This window comes from Sphingobacterium griseoflavum (genome assembly GCF_014653155.1).
GTDB lineage: Bacteria > Bacteroidota > Bacteroidia > Sphingobacteriales > Sphingobacteriaceae > Sphingobacterium > Sphingobacterium griseoflavum.
In genome coordinates this window covers 197287-213677 of sequence record NZ_BNAF01000001.1, presented here as the reverse complement: position 1 = coordinate 213677, position 16391 = coordinate 197287, and the positions used below count along the sequence as shown (strand labels likewise).

The following is a 16391-nucleotide window of genomic DNA, read 5'->3' as shown; positions in this document are numbered from 1 at the left end:
CTACTGGAGCACGGTCAATTCACAATTGGATTTAGTTAGTAGTAATACCTCTTATAGTTTTTCGCCATGTTGGGATAGATCCAGTCCTTCCAGTTCTTCTTGTTCATTTACACGGAGAGGGGTAATGATATCGGTAACTTTCAGCAGCACAAATGCCAATACCAAAATGAATACCGTTGCACCCAGCAGCCCAATGACATGCGCGGTAAATAGTCCGGTTTCACCATAATACAAACCATTTGTTTCAACGGCTGCATTTATAGCAGAATGGGCAAACACACCTGTCAGCAGCATCCCAACCATCCCGCCGACACCGTGGCTGGGAAAAACATCCAATGTATCGTCTATATTAGATTTCGTACGCCATTCAATAAGCAGGCGGCTGATGATAGCAGCGACCGCGCCAATTACAATGGAGTGAGGAACGGTTACAAAACCTGCCGCTGGCGTAATGGCAACCAAACCAACCACCACACCAATACAAGTACCCATTGCAGATGGCTTTGTACCACGAGCTGCATCGAACAAAATGTACATAACAGCTGCCGCACCCGAAGCCGCTGTGGTTGTCGCCATCGCTGTCGCTGCCAATGCTGAAGCGCCAAATGCCGATCCAGCATTGAATCCGAACCATCCAAACCAAAGGAGTCCGGTACCCAGAAGGACGTAGGTAATACGCGCCGGTGTATGTTCCTTGCACTCGTTTCCTTGTTTTAGATAAATGGCCGAAGCAAGAGCCGTCAAGCCAGCGGACATATGCACAACCGTTCCGCCGGCAAAATCCAAAACGCCCATTTTAAACAAAACCCCATCAGGATGCCAAGTTGCGTGTGCCAATGGCGCATAAATAAAAATAAAGAAAAGGCAGATAAACAAGATATATGAAGTGAAGCGAATGCGCTCTGCAAATGCACCGGTAATAAGCGCAGGCGTAATAATTGCAAATTTTAGCTGATACATGGCAAACAGCGTAAAAGGTATGGTCGGTGCGCCAGCCCAAGGCTCATGATCAAGTACACCGCTAAACATAAAGAAACTCATTGGGTTGCCTATAACACCGCCTAATGAATCGCCGAAAACCAAACTAAAACCAAATGCTATCCACAGCACTGCCACAACCGCCATGCAAATAAAGCTTTGCAACATCGTCGAAATGACATTCTTCTTTTTAACCATACCTCCATAAAAATAGGCTAATCCGGGGGTCATGATCAAAACTAACGCAGTAGACGTAAGCATCCACGCCACATCTGCGGCGTTGTACTCATATTCACTCGCATTCGTAGGTAGCGACGGATTAAAAAAAGCAATAATCACCAAAGCGACCATAATAAGAAATGGAAATAACGATTTTTTCTGTGCTGTAGACATAAGTTTATTGATTTTACATTGCAATTATATATAAAAAACACAACAAAACAATACTTTTTTTAAAAAAATAGGATTTTTTATGGGTTTTCATTGTATTAAATAAAAAAACTAAGAGAAATAAGGCAATGAATCCAAAATAAAAACAAGCATAATGATATATAAACATCCGATAGATAACACAAAACCGTATATTGTTAAAAAAAAGACATGAAGTTATTTATTTCGAAAGATATCCCACTTCCGGCAATAGATCTCCTAACGGAATCCGGTTTTGATATTTCCATAAACGAATCGGGATCGAGACTATCTCCACAACAGCTTATTATGGCTTGCAAACATGCCGACTACCTTTTAAATGTTGGTCAAGGACAGTTAGACGCCGACTTTTTTGAAGCCTGCGCGCATCTAAAAGGAATTGCCTTGACTAGTGTTGGCTACGACCATGTAGACCTGAACGCTGCTACTGCAGCTAGCATTCCGATCAGCAACACCCCAGATGTTTTAAGCGATGCTACAGCAGACATTGCCTTTCTGCTGATGTTGGCCGTATCAAGGAAAGCATTTTTTAGAGCTATGCAGGTGCGTGACGGTGCTTGGACCGATTTTGAATTTACGAAGCATTTGGGCGTAGAACTGCAGGGGAAGACCTTGGGTATTTTTGGGCTGGGCCGGATAGGGCTATCACTCGCAAGGAAAGCAAAAGCCGCGTACGGCATGAAAATCATCTATCACAACAGGCATCGGAACCCACAGGCCGAAGAGGCTGTGGAGGCCACTTACGTTAATTTTGACGATTTGCTTCGCCACAGCGACGTGCTCTCGGTACACACCAACTTGACAGCCGAAACAGCACATCGTTTCAACAAAGATAGCTTCCGCAGGATGAAAAACTCCGCCATCTTCATCAACACCGCACGCGGACGGATACACCATGAGCCAGACCTTATCGAAGCATTGCAAAAAAAGGAAATTTGGGGCGCCGGACTCGACGTCACTGACCCCGAGCCTATGCTTCCCGACAATCCGCTTTTGAACATGGCCAACGCGTGTATTTTTCCGCATATTGGATCGGCAACCTTGGAAACGCGAACAAAAATGGCACTCCTTGCCGCAAAGAACCTGATTGCTGTAAAAAATGGACAAAAAATGCCGCAGGTGATCAACGAAGACGTGTACAATAAGAGATAAATTACCGCTCCATGTGGTCGAAGAGCGTACTGCGAAAACGAAAAACCGACGGAAAACAGGACGTTGACCAAGTTTGAAGGAGCAAGGCCTTTCACTTGGTCAACGTTATACAGAACGACGGAAATTAGCGATCAATCGTTCCGCTTTAATGGGATGGTTGCGCCTCTACCCTGCGGATATCGGCTCCTAAAGCTTTTAGTCGTTCTTCAATGTCTTGATACCCCCGTTCAATTTGTTCGATGTTATAGATAACGGATTTCCCCTGTGCAGATAAGGCTGCAATCAGCAGAGAAACACCTGCACGAATATCAGGTGACGTCATTTCGATACCGCGAAGTTTATTTTGTTTATTCAAACCTATAACAGTGGCACGATGCGGATCACACAAGATAATCTGCGCTCCCATATCGATGAGCTTATCAACAAAGAACAACCGACTCTCGAACATCTTTTGGTGGATGAGTACATTTCCTTTGGCCTGGATTGCAGTCACCAAAACGATGCTGAGCAAATCTGGCGTGAAACCGGGCCAAGGCGCATCGGAAACCGTAAGAATTGATCCATCGATAAACGTATCGATAGCATACGACTCCTGCGAGGGAATGTAGATATCGTCGCCACGTAATTCGAACTGAATACCCAATTTAGAAAAGATTGTCGGAATAATCCCGAGTTCTTTAAAACAAACATCTTTAATTGTTATCTCCGAACCGGTCATGGCGGCGAGGCCAATAAAGGAACCTATTTCGATCATATCCGGCAGCATTCGGTGCTCGGTTCCGTGCAGACGGTCTACACCTTCGATAGTCAATAAGTTGGAACCAATACCAGAAATCTGAGCCCCCATCCGGTTTAGCATCTTACAAAGCTGCTGCAGATAAGGCTCACAAGCGGCATTGTAAATCGTGGTCGTCCCTTTGGCCAACACGGCTGCCATGACCACATTCGCCGTACCGGTTACCGAGGCCTCGTCCAACAGGATGTAGGTGCCTCGTAAGGCTGTTGCATCCACGTTGAAAAAGTTGTTTTCCGCATCGTAAACAAATTTAGCCCCGAGTTTTTCAAAGCCCAAAAAATGCGTATCTAAACGTCGGCGACCAATCTTATCTCCTCCTGGCTTCGGGATTGCTGCTTTTCCAAAACGAGCCAACAAAGGACCTACAATCATAATGGAACCGCGAAGTCCACCACCTTTATGCTTAAATTCCTCGGACTGGAAATAGTCGATATGGATATTTTTTGCTTCAAATTCGTAGGTATCTTTACTCAGCCGCTGAACAGAAACGCCCAACGCAGCGAGCAGATCGATCAGTTTGTTCACATCCTTGATATCTGGGATATTGCTGATGGTCATTTTATCTTCCGTCAAGAGGACTGCCGATAAGATCTGCAACGCTTCATTCTTGGCACCTTGCGGAACAATTTCTCCCTTTAATTTCTTTCCTCCTTTTATTTCAAATGCATTCATATGTTGGGATACACGTTAATTGTAATTAAAAAAAGAGCAATTGGATAACGATGTTCGCCACGCAATTGCTCTCCTGTGCTTTAGCTAGCAAATAGCCTTATCTTTTAAAACCGCCTTTTTTTGGAACAAAATTCTTTTTCCCGCCGCCGCTACCGCCGCTAAATTTCCTATTATTGTCACGGTGGCCATGGCTATGCCCTGAACCTCCGCTCTTTTGATGGCTGCCATGGTTATTATTATTGTTGGAATTAGATGTTGCAGCACTTTTTGTCCGATTTCCCGGAGGGGGAGTTTTGAAGTCCAGCTTGGTCAATACCGTATCAGCTGGCAAACGAAGTTGCCCTTTCGATAATTCGAATAGATCTTGGATGATATGTTCATCTTGCACCGAGTCCTTGTTCCAAGTCGTATAAGCCATCTTCATAAAGTTTGCAACCGAGATAGCCATCCGGTCACGGTATTCTGGCGTTGGCATGGCTAGTGCTTTTTCAATCATACGTTCCACGGTATAGCCGTAGTGCTTGAAGCGGATTGCATGTTGCGGATAGTTTAATAGCTCTGGTCTTTTATGTATCGCATCGCGATCGGGCACTGGGTAAGGCGACTCGACATCGATTTTAAAATCAGAGATGATATGAAGATGATCCCATAATTTATGTTTGAAATCCGATACATCGCGCAGATGCGGGTTGAGCACCCCCATCATATCAATCACCACCTGTGCATAGCGGTTTCTTTCTTCTTTTGTAGGAAGTGAACAGATATAATCCACCATATTCTGTACGTTCCTTCCATATTCTGCCAAAATGAGCTTTGGCCGGGTGCTATTGTAATCGAAATCCATATTGTTAAGTTTCACGCTAATTCAATATCTAACCAGCGGCTGTTATTATTTTATCTTATCTAAATTACTCGAAGTTTTGCAAATTTAAGCAACAATTGTTTCTGTCCCAACTCTTTGAAGAAAATTGTCGCTTTTATATCAGGTTTATTTCCCTCTAAGCTTACCACTTTACCAAATCCGAACCGTTCATGTTCCACTTCCATACCCACCTGAAGACCCGAAGTATCCGAAGGGGCAAACCCTTCGGTAGGAATGTGGGCTTTTGGCAATATGGACGTCGTCTTAACTCCTTTTGGCTTCGGTTTGGAAAACGTATCACCTTCTTTCTGCTTCCAAGCGATTCGTTCGGACTGAAAACCAGCATCCATTCCCGTCGATACGCTTCGAGGTTGAAAATCCAATTCTAAACAGGCGGGATTCAATTCGTCCAAAAAACGACTGGGTTCGCAGTTGTTTAATGTCCCCCAACGATACCTAGACGTCGCGTACGACAAATGTAACTTCTTCTCCGCACGTGTCACCGCTACATAAAACAAACGTCGTTCTTCTTCCAGTTCGGAACGCGAGTTTAAAGACAATTGGGAAGGAAAAAGGTTTTCTTCCAGCCCTACAATAAAAACGACCGGAAACTCCAACCCCTTCGAAGAGTGGATCGTCATTAACGATACCGTATCCGCGTTAGGATCCTTGTCATTGTCATCGTTCGTTAAAAGCGCGATGTCTTGCATAAACACATCAAGACCCTTATCTTCAATATCTTCCCGCTCAGAAAATTCTTTGATACCGTTCAAAAGCTCCTGGATATTCTCGTAGCGGTTAAGGCCTTCCACAGATTTGTCTTCATACAAGTCTTTTAAGATCCCAGAATGCTGTGCGATATGCATTGCCGTATCAAACGCTGAATTCGACTTTGCTGTAGCTTGGAAACTTTGAATCATCAACCCGAAATTGCCGACCGCCGTAGCACTACGTCCGTCCAGAAACATTTGGGCATTCACGACCACGTCCCACAAACGATACTGTTGCTTATCCGCAGCCACCATTATCTTTTCGACCGAGGTATCACCGATCCCGCGGCGCGGGTAGTTGATCACCCGCTTTAGCGCTTCTTCATCGTTGGGATTGAAAGTAAGGCGAAAATAAGCGATCAGGTCTTTAATTTCCTTCCGTTGATAGAATGAAGTTCCGCCGTAAAGTTTGTAGGGCACATTTAATTTACGCAAGGCTTCCTCCATCGCACGTGATTGCGCATTTGTGCGATAAAGTATCGCGAAATCTTTATACTTCAAGCCTTTTAAAGAACGCTCCTGCGAAATTGCTTCGGCCACAATCTTCCCTTCCTCGTTGTCTGAGAATGCGCGTGTTACTTTGATCTTGTCGCCGTCCTCATTTTCAGAGAACACATTTTTCTCCAACTGGTTTTGGTTTTTTTCGATCACGCTGTTAGCCGCATTGACAATCATCTTAGTCGAACGATAATTCTGTTCCAGCTTAAACACCTGCACATCAGGGTAGTCTTTCTGAAAATTAAGGATATTTTGGATGTTAGCGCCCCGAAACGCATAGATACTTTGTGCATCGTCCCCCACCACGCAAATATTCTCATTCACCGCCGCCAACCTCTTTACAATCAGGTATTGCGAAAAGTTGGTATCCTGGTATTCATCCACCATCAAGTATTTAAATTGATGCTGGTATTTGTGCAGCACATCGGGGTGCTTATTCAGCAAGACGTTAGTCTTGAACAATAGGTCATCGAAATCCATTGCCCCGGCCCGATAGCAACGCTGCGCGTAGGTCATGTAAATTTGCCCCAGTTGTCCCCGCCCATTGGCGATATCTTCTGCCATGATGGCCTCATTCTTATTGTACTCTTGCGGAGAGATCAAATTGTTTTTTGCCGAAGATATACGTCCATAAACATGATTGGCATTGTACAGCTTGTCATCTAGGTTCATTTCCTTGATAATAGCGCGTATCAGGCTTTTCGTATCATCGCTATCGTATATGGTAAAGTTTTTGGGATAGCCGATTAATTCGGCCTCCACCCGGAGAATACGCGAAAAAACCGAGTGAAACGTTCCCATCCAAATATTTCTTGCTTCCGCTCCAACCACACTCGTAATACGTTCCCGCATCTCCTTGGCTGCCTTATTGGTGAACGTCAATACAAGAATATTAAAAGGATCCACACCCTTTCTAATCAGATGGGCTACGCGATAGGTAATAACGCGCGTTTTTCCCGACCCTGCTCCTGCAACAATCATCACCGGCCCTTCAGTCTGTTCCACGGCAGCGCGCTGTGCCTGGTTTAGTCCTGCTAAATAATCCAAATCTTTCTCCTAAATTTTATGAAAGTTTCAACAAAAAAGTATGGGTAAAATTAGTAAAAATAATCGATACCCTATGGAAGATAAAAAGCAAGCCTTGTCGAACAGCTTGCTTCGTATTTATTTATTCCGCGACCGCCCGCAATTAGAAAGGCGCGTCATCAGGCATATCGTTCATACGGGATGGCATCGTTATCCCTCCACCATCAAAGCCTCCGCCAAAGTTTCCGAAAGCGTCGGAAGGATTAATGGCCGAGCTAAAGCTATCTTTTCCTGCGGCAAATGAGTCTCCAGCGGCACCGGCAAAATCTTCTTCAAGATCCACGAATTTGACAAACTTACCCACAAATTTCAGTGGTACGATACCCGTTTCACCGTTACGGTGTTTGGCAATAATGACTTCGCCAACACCTGCTGTTGGCCTTCCTTCTTCATCTTCCGTAAGCCCGTAATATTCGGGACGGTAAAGGAACAGTACCATATCAGCATCCTGCTCAATAGATCCTGACTCCCGCAAATCGGATAGCATGGGCCGTTTGCTATTCCCTGGCCTAGATTCTACCGCACGGCTTAGCTGAGAAAGCGCAAGAACCGGGATATTAAGCTCCTTGGCAACCGATTTCAAAGCGCGCGAGATCGAACCGATCTCCTGCTCGCGGTTACCGCCGCCCTTACCCTCGGATTTACCGTGCATCAACTGCAGGTAATCCACAATAACCATCTGGATATCGTGCTGCGCCTTTAAACGGCGGCATTTGGCGCGAAACTCAAATACGTTCAAAGCCGGTGTATCATCAATAATAAGGGGAGCTTCTGTTAGCCTACCGATACGCGAGTGTAGCTGCTGCCACTCGTGATCGGCCAAATTTCCTTTTTTCAACTTCTCCTGCTCGATCTCCGTTTCTCCAGCAATTAAACGATTGACAAGCTGTACGGAAGACATCTCCAAGGAGAATACGGCCACAGCTCGTTGATGATCGACAGCGGCATTGCGTGCCACGGACAATACGAAGGCTGTCTTACCCATAGCAGGACGTGCCGCAATGATTACCAAATCCGAAGGTTGCCAGCCAGAAGTCATCCGATCTAAAGCGGTTAGACCCGACGGTATCCCCGTTAGGCCATCGGTACGGTCACGCAGCAATTCCAAATTGGAAATCGCTTCCCGCATGATGTCGTCCATTTTCCGCGAGTCACGGCGCAAGTTGTTCTGCGCGATGTCAAACAAAGACTTTTCGGCATGATCCAAAAGATCAAAAATATCGGCCGTTTCATCGTATGAACTGTTGATAATTTCCGTTGACACTTTGATCAGCTCCCGCTGAATGTATTTTTGGGAAATAATTCGCGCGTGGTATTCAATATTCGCAGCAGATACGACCCTATCTGTCAATTGCGTGATGTAATAGGCTCCACCAACCATCTCCAAGGCACCCATTTTACGCAATTCGGTCGTCACCGTCAGGAGGTCTATGGGCGATGTTTGCTGGAACAGGCTGAAAATTGCCTCATAAATCTTTTGGTGCGATTCCTTATAAAAAGAATCCGGCTTCAGGATATCGATAATCTCGCTGAGTGCATTTTTTTCCAACATAAGTGCACCGAGAACAGCCTCCTCAAGGTCTAGCGCTTGTGGAGGAAGTTTCCCCAAGCCACCGATCAAATTATTGAGATTCGCTCTCTTTTTAGCAAAATTTGATTTACCGGCCGCATTATTCGAAAATTCACTATCTGTCGCCATTCCAAAAAAGGTTGTTCTGTGTAAAAAATGTATGTCTTCTGACCGTGCTCGTAACGGGGAAACAAAAATATAAAAAATAAAGAGGAACCTTCCAACTATTTCTAAACACTCGTTTTCCGTTGTTTAAACAAGTACGTAATAAGCCGTTCAGAAATACCCTTAGGGAAGGGTGCTTTCTCCACAACCTATGTTAAGAACGTGTGAACAATAATAAAAGTCTGCTCAAAACTAACAACTTAACAATATGTTAATAACTAGCCGCGATGTTGATAACGATAATAAAACGGCCTATTAAAGCATAAATATCCAATATATACAGCTATCTGTTAACAGCCAAAGAGTTATAAAACAATTAGCTCAATTATTAACGTAGCCGTTCTTTTTTAGTCTTTTCCAATATCGTATATTTGTTGAATGGCAAATGACACATCGACGATAAAGCCTTACAAGACGAAGGACGGAGGAAAGAAAGAACAGGTGGCAGACATGTTCAACAACATATCAAAAACCTACGATATGCTGAATAGGATGATGACTATGGGCATTGATACGATATGGCGTAAAAAGGCTATTCGGTCCTTGCAAAATTTGGCACCACAGCTTATTTTGGATGTAGCAACGGGCACGGGAGACTTCGCCATCGAATCCCTTCGCATATTGAATCCACGAAAAATTATCGGTGTAGACATCTCCTCGGGCATGTTGGCCGTGGCACAGGAAAAAATAGTTAAAAAAGGTCTGGCGGATCGTCTGGAAGTTCAGCTTGGCGATTCGGAAAAACTACAATTCGAAGATAATACGTTCGATGCTGTGACCGTAGCTTTCGGTGTGCGCAATTTTGAAAATTTGCCCCAAGGGTTAGCCGATATCCGGCGGGTCTTGAAACCTGGAGGTCGCGCGGTGATATTGGAATTATCCAATCCAACTGCGTTTCCGATTAAGCAGCTTTATCATTTCTATTTCCACAAGCTCACACCCGCTGTAGGAAAGATGATATCCAAAGATGCCAACGCATACGCTTACCTCCCCGAATCCGTTGCCAATTTTCCTGATGGCAGTAGGTTTGCCGCTATCACGCAAGCTGTAGGATTTAGCGAAACAAAAGTAAGACCGCAGACGTTTGGTTTTTGCACCATTTATGAATGCACCAAATGAGACGGCTTGCTGTCTTAATATGGAGCTTTTTCGCGTTAACAGGTAATGCTCAGGCGCAAAAAAGCCTCTCGCTGCCTTTCTCGGCTTTCTACGATGAGGAAGCTTGGCTTTCGATGGGGTTACAGTACAATTATGTTAACAGCAGCTACCTAATAGGACTAAAAGACAATTGGACATCGTTAGGAAACACAACTGTCCCGGAAAACAACGATCTGTACATTGGTAATTTCTCTGCTATTGCCAGTAAGACTGGCCATGGAATGTCTGTAGGGTTACCTATTGAGGTTAGGTTTTCAGATAACCTCTCCTCTACTTTTTCCCCAAGCTTCCGATTCATCAATAATTCGGGCATCCAATATCAGGACACGATCGCTCAAAGCGAACCCGTGATACGAAACATGCGACATGTGAGCGCACAACGCGAGGGCTCTAATTTCAATGCGTTTGAGTTCCCTTTCAATATACGTTTTCGATCCGACGAGAAAATATTAAAAAACAAATTCAATCGCTACCGGGGTTATGTCACAGGAGGAATACGTTACACCCGGTGGATTAATTTAGTGGGCGAATACGAAGAGTGGATGGCGAGTCCGCTGGAAAATCGTCCACAGCCCATCGTCTTAAAATCTGGTTACTTGGCATGGGAAGCTGGTGTTGGCGTGGAGATTTTCTTTCCATTTTTTCGGGTATCGCCCGAAGTCAAATTTATTCAAAGCTTCGGAGACGTACTCGACAGAAGCCATGCTTTTGCTCGTAACAATGCCTTCATGGCTCCGCTAGACAAAACGTACCTGCGAAACATACAATTCAGTTTAATTTTTCAATAACCATGAGAACAGTACTTATAACGGGAGCAAGTTCGGGAATTGGCCAAGCATGTGCCGCCGTACTTGCCAAAGAATCGAATTACAGGCTATTGCTTTGTGCACGGAGATTAAACCGTTTGGAAGAACTGAAACGACGTATCCAATCCACTTATCGATCCTGCGAGATATTGTGCTTCGAGCTCGATGTGCGGGATCGCGCTGCCGTGGAGACTGCCTTGGCTAATCTGCCAGAAAGTTGGCGCAAGATCGATGTATTGATAAACAACGCTGGGTTAAGCCAAGGGCTAGATGGGATTGACCATGGTGATACGGGCGATTGGGATCGGATGATCGACACGAATGTGAAGGGCTTGTTGTATGTCACGAAACACACCGTCCCACTACTGGCAAACAGCGAAAATCCACACATCATCAACATCGGATCTATTGCGGGCAAGGAGGTCTATCCAAACGGCAATGTATATTGCGCTACAAAGCACGCTGTAGACGCGCTGACAAAAGCGATGCGTATGGATCTTTTAGCGAAGGGCATTCGGGTGTCTTCTATCGATCCAGGAATGGTTGAAACGGAGTTTTCGGAAGTGCGCTTTAAAGGCGATAAGGAACGAGCTAAGAATGTGTACCAAGGCCTAACACCCCTTTCGGGCACCGACATTGCCGAAATTATTGCTTTTGTGCTATCGCGTCCTCCCCACGTCAACATCAACGATCTGCTGGTGATGCCGACCGCACAGGCATCAGCTACGATCATAAAACGTGACGATTAAGCATCGTTTCAAGGGCATATACACCGAACAAGAATGAACATTTTATCCGCTCAACTTTTTAGTTTAAACTTTTTAATTTTTAAATCATGACACTAGAACAAAAGATCAATCAAGATATAAAGGCAGCGATGATTGCCAAAGACAATGCCCGTCTTCGGGGATTACGCGCCGTTAAAGCAGCTATTCTATTGGCTAAAACGGAGAAAGGACATACAGAGGAGCTCTCGACAGAAGCGGAAATCAAAGTACTGCAAAAACTGGTTAAGCAACGTAAGGAGTCTGGCGAGATCTATAAGCAACAAAACCGCGATGACTTATATACCATCGAGTTAGAAGAACAGCAAGTTATTGAGGAGTATCTTCCGAAACAACTGGATCGAGAGGCCGTGGCAACAATCGTCAAAGACATCATTAAAACCGTCGGTGCTTCTTCTGTGAAGGATATGGGGAAAGTAATGGGGCTGGCCAACCAACAACTGGCTGGACAAGCGGATGGTCGTACGATATCGGAGGTTGTTAAATCCTTACTATCTGAATAACTGAGATGGAAATTCAATGGGTGGTCAAACCCTTTGCCGAACTCAGTGGGTTACAGCTGTACCAAATTCTGCAGTTGCGTATTGACGTTTTTATGCTTGAGCAAGATTGTCTTTATCGGGAATGTGATGACAAAGATCTCGCTTCCCTACATCTATTTGGCACGCACAACCAACAGATTGTGGCATACGCACGTTTGCTACCAGCTGGAATTTCCTACTCGGACCTATCTATCGGTCGAGTGGTTGTACGTGCTGATTACCGAAAATACCGCATTGGCAAAGAACTCATGAACCATGCGATCGCATACTGGAAATCCGTAGAACCATCGACACCAATTCGCATCAGCGGGCAGCTTTACTTACAAAAGTTCTATGAAGATCTCGGGTTTGAAAAAGTCAGTGAAGTCTATCTAGAAGATAACATACCTCATATCGAAATGTTAAAAAAATAAGCAACAGCCTTTGTGAATTGATTTCACAAAGGCTGTTCTTATATAAATCTGCCCATCTATCAAAGATTGATCGTGCACCGGCATTATATTTTTCTTTCGCGCTAACTACTTTTGCGGTTTTTCGCCGTAATGACGGTCACGTTCGAACGTAACCATATGACGTTCTTTTTTTGCTGGATAGATATCTTCCAAGGTGATCATGATGCCCGTTTCTTCCACTTCCCCGAATTCATCGTTTAGCGCCGTACCAAACGTACGCATGCTGGGGGAAAGATTCATATACGTATTGATCAGCGGCGGAATATTTTCGCCCAATTCGCGAACTTTTGTATTTAGAACCTTATAGCCTTCCTTATAGTCCAGGCCATCGAAAATGCCGTGATATGCCGAGATATCCGTTTTGTAGGAAAGATTCAGTTTGGCAAACGGCACTACAAGCTTCTCGTTATCGGGGAAATAATGCTCCATAAAATAAATCAACAAGTCCCGTGCAACTGCATGGTATTGGGGGTACATCGTTACCTTCCCGAAGAGATATTTGATCTCGGGATTGATCATGACCAATGCTCCTAAGCCGTCCCACAAATTGTCCAAAGAAAACAGTCCTTTTCGATTATCGATAGCCGGTTGATAGCGCGGCTGAACCCATGATCGCCCAAGCTCTAATGTATAAGGAAGATAATCCCGGACAAACGTATCAGAAAATGCGAAGTAATGTGCAGTGGAAAGGTGTAGATTTCCATCTTTATCCAACGCGTCTGAACACTTCATCACCCTGTAGCCGGCAATAATCTCCTCTTCCTCCGGATTCCAGGCAATCAACTGGTCATAATTATGTTCGCAGGTATCATTCTCATCAATATCTATAGATAGCCCTGTTCCACCTCCTGCTCCTCGAAATGTAAGCTCACGCAAACGGCCAATTTCTTGCATAATATTTGGTGCCGAGTGATAATTAACTAAGTACACTTCATTGTTTCCATTATTGGTATACCGTACAAAGGCTTCTCTCGTCAGCTCACTTTTGATTAATGCTCGCTCTACTGGCGCGATAATTTCTTGCATATATTATTTTTTATCCCCCATTCTATAGACTATTTCCCGCACTTCGCGAGCCCACTCTCGTTCACTCTTGGATATGTCAAAATGATTATACGAGATACGTTCGCCAAAGCGGATAGTCACCGTTTGGTTCCTCTGTGAAAACATCTCGTCCGGCAAATACAGCATTTCCAAATTTGCTTTGACACCTATTTTTTCTCTTAGTCTAGCTAAATTATAGAAAAAATTGGAATTTTTCCCATCGATATACACAGGAACGATGTCTCTTTTATATTTTTTTGCTTTGGTGATAAAGCTTTTTTTCCATTCCAAATCCGCAATCTTACCTCCGATCTTTCTAGAAACCAAACCGGCGGGGAAAATAAGTAAGGCATTTTCCGCAGCATAGGCTTGGTCTATCGCCAAAATGCCACTTTTGGCTTGATTTCCGACTTTGTTGACCGGAATGAACAGCGGTTCCAAATTCCGAATGTTCATCAAGATATCATTCACCAAAAACTTAACATCGCGTCGATACTGCCCGATAGCATGCATTATCGCGATACCGTCCAAGCCTCCCAACGGATGATTCGACGCAAAAATAACCGGATCATTTTCCGGTATGTGCTCGGTTCCTTCCAACACTACTTGGACGCCGAGCTCGCGAATCAAATCGTCCACAAAATCCAGCCCAAACTGATTCTTGAATTTTGTCATGATGTGGTTAATTTCGTCTTCATGAATGACGTTCTCCAAATAACTGATTAAAGGCTTTGGAATCCACTTCGCTAACGTAGGGCTTTTCTTATGGATCACTTCACGTACTTGAATAAATTTTACGTTCTCCGCTTCTTCAACCATCTTATTAACCTGAATATATGACCTCGTTCATTAATGCCGTAAAATTAAGGAAAATATATTTTAATGCTGTAAAAAGTTGTTTACAGGAAAAGCCGCGCGCAACTATTGATGGATAATTTATAAATTAGCCCCAATTCCGTAATGGGCCATTAAACGTTTTCTCGTTTATATGGTTTAATACTATAAATAGATGCACCATGTATATAGGCGAAATTTTATCCGAAAGCCACGTTGATATCAAACCGAATGATAGCATCGGGTTTGCGCTGGACAAGATGAACGAATTTCATTGTACTCAACTTGCCGTGGTGGACAATCAGGATTTTTTAGGGTTGCTATCCGAGGATGATCTGCTAGCTGCGCATGATGAAGACCTACCTATACGCAGTCTATCGGTATCTTTCCGTTTTGTATACCTCTATGCCTACCAACATAGTTACGATGCATTGCAATACATGTCAGCACACCAGCTATCGGTCTTGCCCGTTTTGGACAAAGACAACGCGTTTATAGGAGTTCTTACGCTTCCCGAATTGCTAAATGCGCTCAATCAGACGCTTGGCAATCAAGCTGCAGGAGCCATCATTGTTTTGGAATTCGGCAAGCATGATGTCTCGTTTTCGCACATAGCCCATCTTTTTGAATCAGAGAATGTTCGGATCCTCAACACGGCTATCCGTGAAATACCGGAAACGACGAAAGTTGAGATGACCATAAAAGTTGACAAAAAGAATATTGCTAGTCTTGTTGCATCGCTGTGGCGATTCGATTACACGGTGAAGGCAACCTTCAATGATGGTAGCCAAGATTCCGATATCCAAGAGCGTTACGACATCCTGATGAATTATTTAAATTTATAAGAATAGCCTATTTTTTAGCATCTTTGCATAAGTTTTGTCAAAACCACCGCGCATGCAAAGAAAATCCATCGCGATATATGGAAGGGCTTTCAATTCGTCCGTCGTGCCGTATGTCGAACAGCTCTTTTCCTACCTAAACGAAAAGGATATCCTCATCTATATCCATTCAGACTTTTATGACTTTCTAAAGCAACAATTTGAATGTCCGGATAACTTCCTGCTCTATTACAGCCATCACGACTTACCCAGTGGCATTCTTTTTTTACTGAGCTTAGGGGGCGACGGCACCATGCTTTCTGCCGTATCGCAGGTACGGGATTCGGGAATCCCTATTGCCGGCATAAATTTTGGCAGATTGGGCTTCTTGGCCTCCATTCACAAGAGTGAGATGATCCACGCGTTAGATAACATCTTTTCCGGCAATTACACGTTGCAGGCCCGAGATCTGCTAGAAGTAACCGGCAACGATAGCAAAATCTTTGGGCACGAAAATTTCGCACTGAATGACATCACGGTTTTCCGACATGATACCTCGTCCATGATCACCGTCCACGCGACGTTGAACGGCGAACTCCTAAACGCATACTGGGCTGATGGTATTATTATCGCTACACCCACTGGCTCTACGGCCTATTCGTTGAGTTGCGGAGGGCCAATCATCATGCCGGGCAGCGGCAATTTTGTAATCACGCCAATTTCGCCGCACAACCTCAATGTACGCCCCATTATCATCTCTGCGGATAGCGAGCTTGAACTAGAGATCGAAAGCCGAACGGACAAATATATCCTAAGCTGTGATTCCAAAAGTGAAACGTTGGAGACGACCACCAAGTTATGTATCCGAAGAGCGCCTTTTCGCATACATCTTATTCGGCTGACCTCAGACAGCTTTTTCAGCACACTTCGCGAAAAATTACTTTGGGGATTGGACGTTCGAAACTATTGAA

The 16391-nt window shown here is 44.3% G+C and carries 15 protein-coding genes; 8 read left to right on the top strand and 7 right to left on the bottom strand.

The window, feature by feature from the left end:
• Positions 1-51: 51 nt before the first annotated feature.
• Positions 52-1371 (bottom strand): ammonium transporter, encoded by a 1320-nt coding sequence (locus IE165_RS00900; protein ID WP_189624710.1) that lies wholly within the window; start codon positions 1369-1371, stop codon positions 52-54.
• A gap of 207 nt (positions 1372-1578) precedes the next feature.
• On the opposite strand from IE165_RS00900, the gene IE165_RS00895 reads away from it, so the two are divergent.
• Positions 1579-2559 carry a 2-hydroxyacid dehydrogenase gene (locus IE165_RS00895; RefSeq protein ID WP_189624709.1) on the top strand — a complete coding sequence of 327 codons (981 nt, stop codon included), beginning with the start codon at positions 1579-1581 and terminating at the stop codon, positions 2557-2559.
• A gap of 145 nt (positions 2560-2704) precedes the next feature.
• Here the strand turns inward: IE165_RS00895 and murA are convergent, their stop codons facing one another.
• The 4 genes from murA to dnaB form a co-directional block, all read right to left on the bottom strand.
• Positions 2705-4027 carry a UDP-N-acetylglucosamine 1-carboxyvinyltransferase gene (murA, locus tag IE165_RS00890; protein WP_189624708.1) on the bottom strand — a complete coding sequence of 441 codons (1323 nt, stop codon included), beginning with the start codon at positions 4025-4027 and terminating at the stop codon, positions 2705-2707.
• 97 nt (positions 4028-4124) lie between these two features.
• Positions 4125-4871 (bottom strand): DUF4290 domain-containing protein, encoded by a 747-nt coding sequence (locus IE165_RS00885; protein ID WP_189624707.1) that lies wholly within the window; start codon positions 4869-4871, stop codon positions 4125-4127.
• 59 nt (positions 4872-4930) lie between these two features.
• Positions 4931-7204, bottom strand: a complete 2274-nt coding sequence (locus tag IE165_RS00880; protein WP_189624706.1) for an ATP-dependent helicase — start codon at positions 7202-7204, stop codon at positions 4931-4933.
• Between the two features lie 142 nt (positions 7205-7346).
• Positions 7347-8942, bottom strand: a complete 1596-nt coding sequence (gene dnaB / locus IE165_RS00875) for a replicative DNA helicase (RefSeq protein ID WP_189624705.1) — start codon at positions 8940-8942, stop codon at positions 7347-7349.
• A gap of 414 nt (positions 8943-9356) precedes the next feature.
• On the opposite strand from dnaB, the gene ubiE reads away from it, so the two are divergent.
• The 5 genes from ubiE (at position 9357) to IE165_RS00850 (ending at position 12682) form a co-directional block, all read left to right on the top strand.
• Positions 9357-10097 (top strand): bifunctional demethylmenaquinone methyltransferase/2-methoxy-6-polyprenyl-1,4-benzoquinol methylase UbiE, encoded by a 741-nt coding sequence (ubiE, locus tag IE165_RS00870; protein ID WP_189624704.1) that lies wholly within the window; start codon positions 9357-9359, stop codon positions 10095-10097.
• Entirely contained in the window at positions 10094-10924 is an 831-nt protein-coding gene (locus IE165_RS00865; RefSeq protein WP_189624703.1) for a PorT, read from the top strand. Before ubiE ends, IE165_RS00865 begins: the two co-directional genes overlap by 4 nt.
• 2 nt (positions 10925-10926) lie before the next feature.
• Positions 10927-11691, top strand: coding sequence for an SDR family NAD(P)-dependent oxidoreductase (locus IE165_RS00860; protein WP_189624702.1), 765 nt, complete (start codon positions 10927-10929; stop codon positions 11689-11691).
• Positions 11692-11777: 86 nt separating this feature from the next.
• Positions 11778-12230 carry a GatB/YqeY domain-containing protein gene (locus tag IE165_RS00855; protein WP_189624701.1) on the top strand — a complete coding sequence of 151 codons (453 nt, stop codon included), beginning with the start codon at positions 11778-11780 and terminating at the stop codon, positions 12228-12230.
• A gap of 5 nt (positions 12231-12235) precedes the next feature.
• Positions 12236-12682, top strand: a complete 447-nt coding sequence (locus IE165_RS00850) for a GNAT family N-acetyltransferase (RefSeq protein ID WP_229826238.1) — start codon at positions 12236-12238, stop codon at positions 12680-12682.
• A 105-nt stretch (positions 12683-12787) separates the two neighbouring features.
• Here the strand turns inward: IE165_RS00850 and glsB are convergent, their stop codons facing one another.
• Both glsB and glsA read right to left on the bottom strand, forming a co-directional pair.
• Positions 12788-13747 (bottom strand): glycine N(alpha)-acyltransferase GlsB, encoded by a 960-nt coding sequence (gene glsB, locus IE165_RS00845; protein WP_189624700.1) that lies wholly within the window; start codon positions 13745-13747, stop codon positions 12788-12790.
• Positions 13748-13750: 3 nt separating this feature from the next.
• Positions 13751-14584 (bottom strand): lyso-glycine lipid O-acyltransferase GlsA, encoded by an 834-nt coding sequence (gene glsA, locus IE165_RS00840; RefSeq protein ID WP_189624699.1) that lies wholly within the window; start codon positions 14582-14584, stop codon positions 13751-13753.
• A gap of 197 nt (positions 14585-14781) precedes the next feature.
• On the opposite strand from glsA, the gene IE165_RS00835 reads away from it, so the two are divergent.
• Together IE165_RS00835 and IE165_RS00830 are read left to right on the top strand one after the other, a co-directional pair.
• Entirely contained in the window at positions 14782-15444 is a 663-nt protein-coding gene (locus IE165_RS00835) for a CBS domain-containing protein (protein WP_189624698.1), read from the top strand.
• Between the two features lie 52 nt (positions 15445-15496).
• Entirely contained in the window at positions 15497-16390 is an 894-nt protein-coding gene (locus IE165_RS00830; protein ID WP_189624697.1) for an NAD kinase, read from the top strand.
• The last annotated feature ends 1 nt before the right edge of the window (position 16391 follow it).

Excerpts from the sequence above, each read along its gene's own strand:
- IE165_RS00900 (WP_189624710.1), bottom strand. The coding sequence starts at position 1,371 with ATGTCTACAGCACAGAAAAAATCGTTATTTCCATTTCTTATTATGGTC.
- IE165_RS00895 (WP_189624709.1), top strand. The coding sequence starts at position 1,579 with ATGAAGTTATTTATTTCGAAAGATATCCCACTTCCGGCAATAGATCTC.
- murA (WP_189624708.1), bottom strand. The coding sequence starts at position 4,027 with ATGAATGCATTTGAAATAAAAGGAGGAAAGAAATTAAAGGGAGAAATT.
- IE165_RS00885 (WP_189624707.1), bottom strand. The coding sequence starts at position 4,871 with ATGGATTTCGATTACAATAGCACCCGGCCAAAGCTCATTTTGGCAGAA.
- dnaB (WP_189624705.1), bottom strand. The coding sequence starts at position 8,942 with ATGGCGACAGATAGTGAATTTTCGAATAATGCGGCCGGTAAATCAAAT.
- ubiE (WP_189624704.1), top strand. The coding sequence starts at position 9,357 with ATGGCAAATGACACATCGACGATAAAGCCTTACAAGACGAAGGACGGA.
- IE165_RS00865 (WP_189624703.1), top strand. The coding sequence starts at position 10,094 with ATGAGACGGCTTGCTGTCTTAATATGGAGCTTTTTCGCGTTAACAGGT.
- IE165_RS00860 (WP_189624702.1), top strand. The coding sequence starts at position 10,927 with ATGAGAACAGTACTTATAACGGGAGCAAGTTCGGGAATTGGCCAAGCA.
- IE165_RS00855 (WP_189624701.1), top strand. The coding sequence starts at position 11,778 with ATGACACTAGAACAAAAGATCAATCAAGATATAAAGGCAGCGATGATT.
- IE165_RS00850 (WP_229826238.1), top strand. The coding sequence starts at position 12,236 with ATGGAAATTCAATGGGTGGTCAAACCCTTTGCCGAACTCAGTGGGTTA.
- glsB (WP_189624700.1), bottom strand. The coding sequence starts at position 13,747 with ATGCAAGAAATTATCGCGCCAGTAGAGCGAGCATTAATCAAAAGTGAG.
- glsA (WP_189624699.1), bottom strand. The coding sequence starts at position 14,584 with ATGGTTGAAGAAGCGGAGAACGTAAAATTTATTCAAGTACGTGAAGTG.
- IE165_RS00835 (WP_189624698.1), top strand. The coding sequence starts at position 14,782 with ATGTATATAGGCGAAATTTTATCCGAAAGCCACGTTGATATCAAACCG.
- IE165_RS00830 (WP_189624697.1), top strand. The coding sequence starts at position 15,497 with ATGCAAAGAAAATCCATCGCGATATATGGAAGGGCTTTCAATTCGTCC.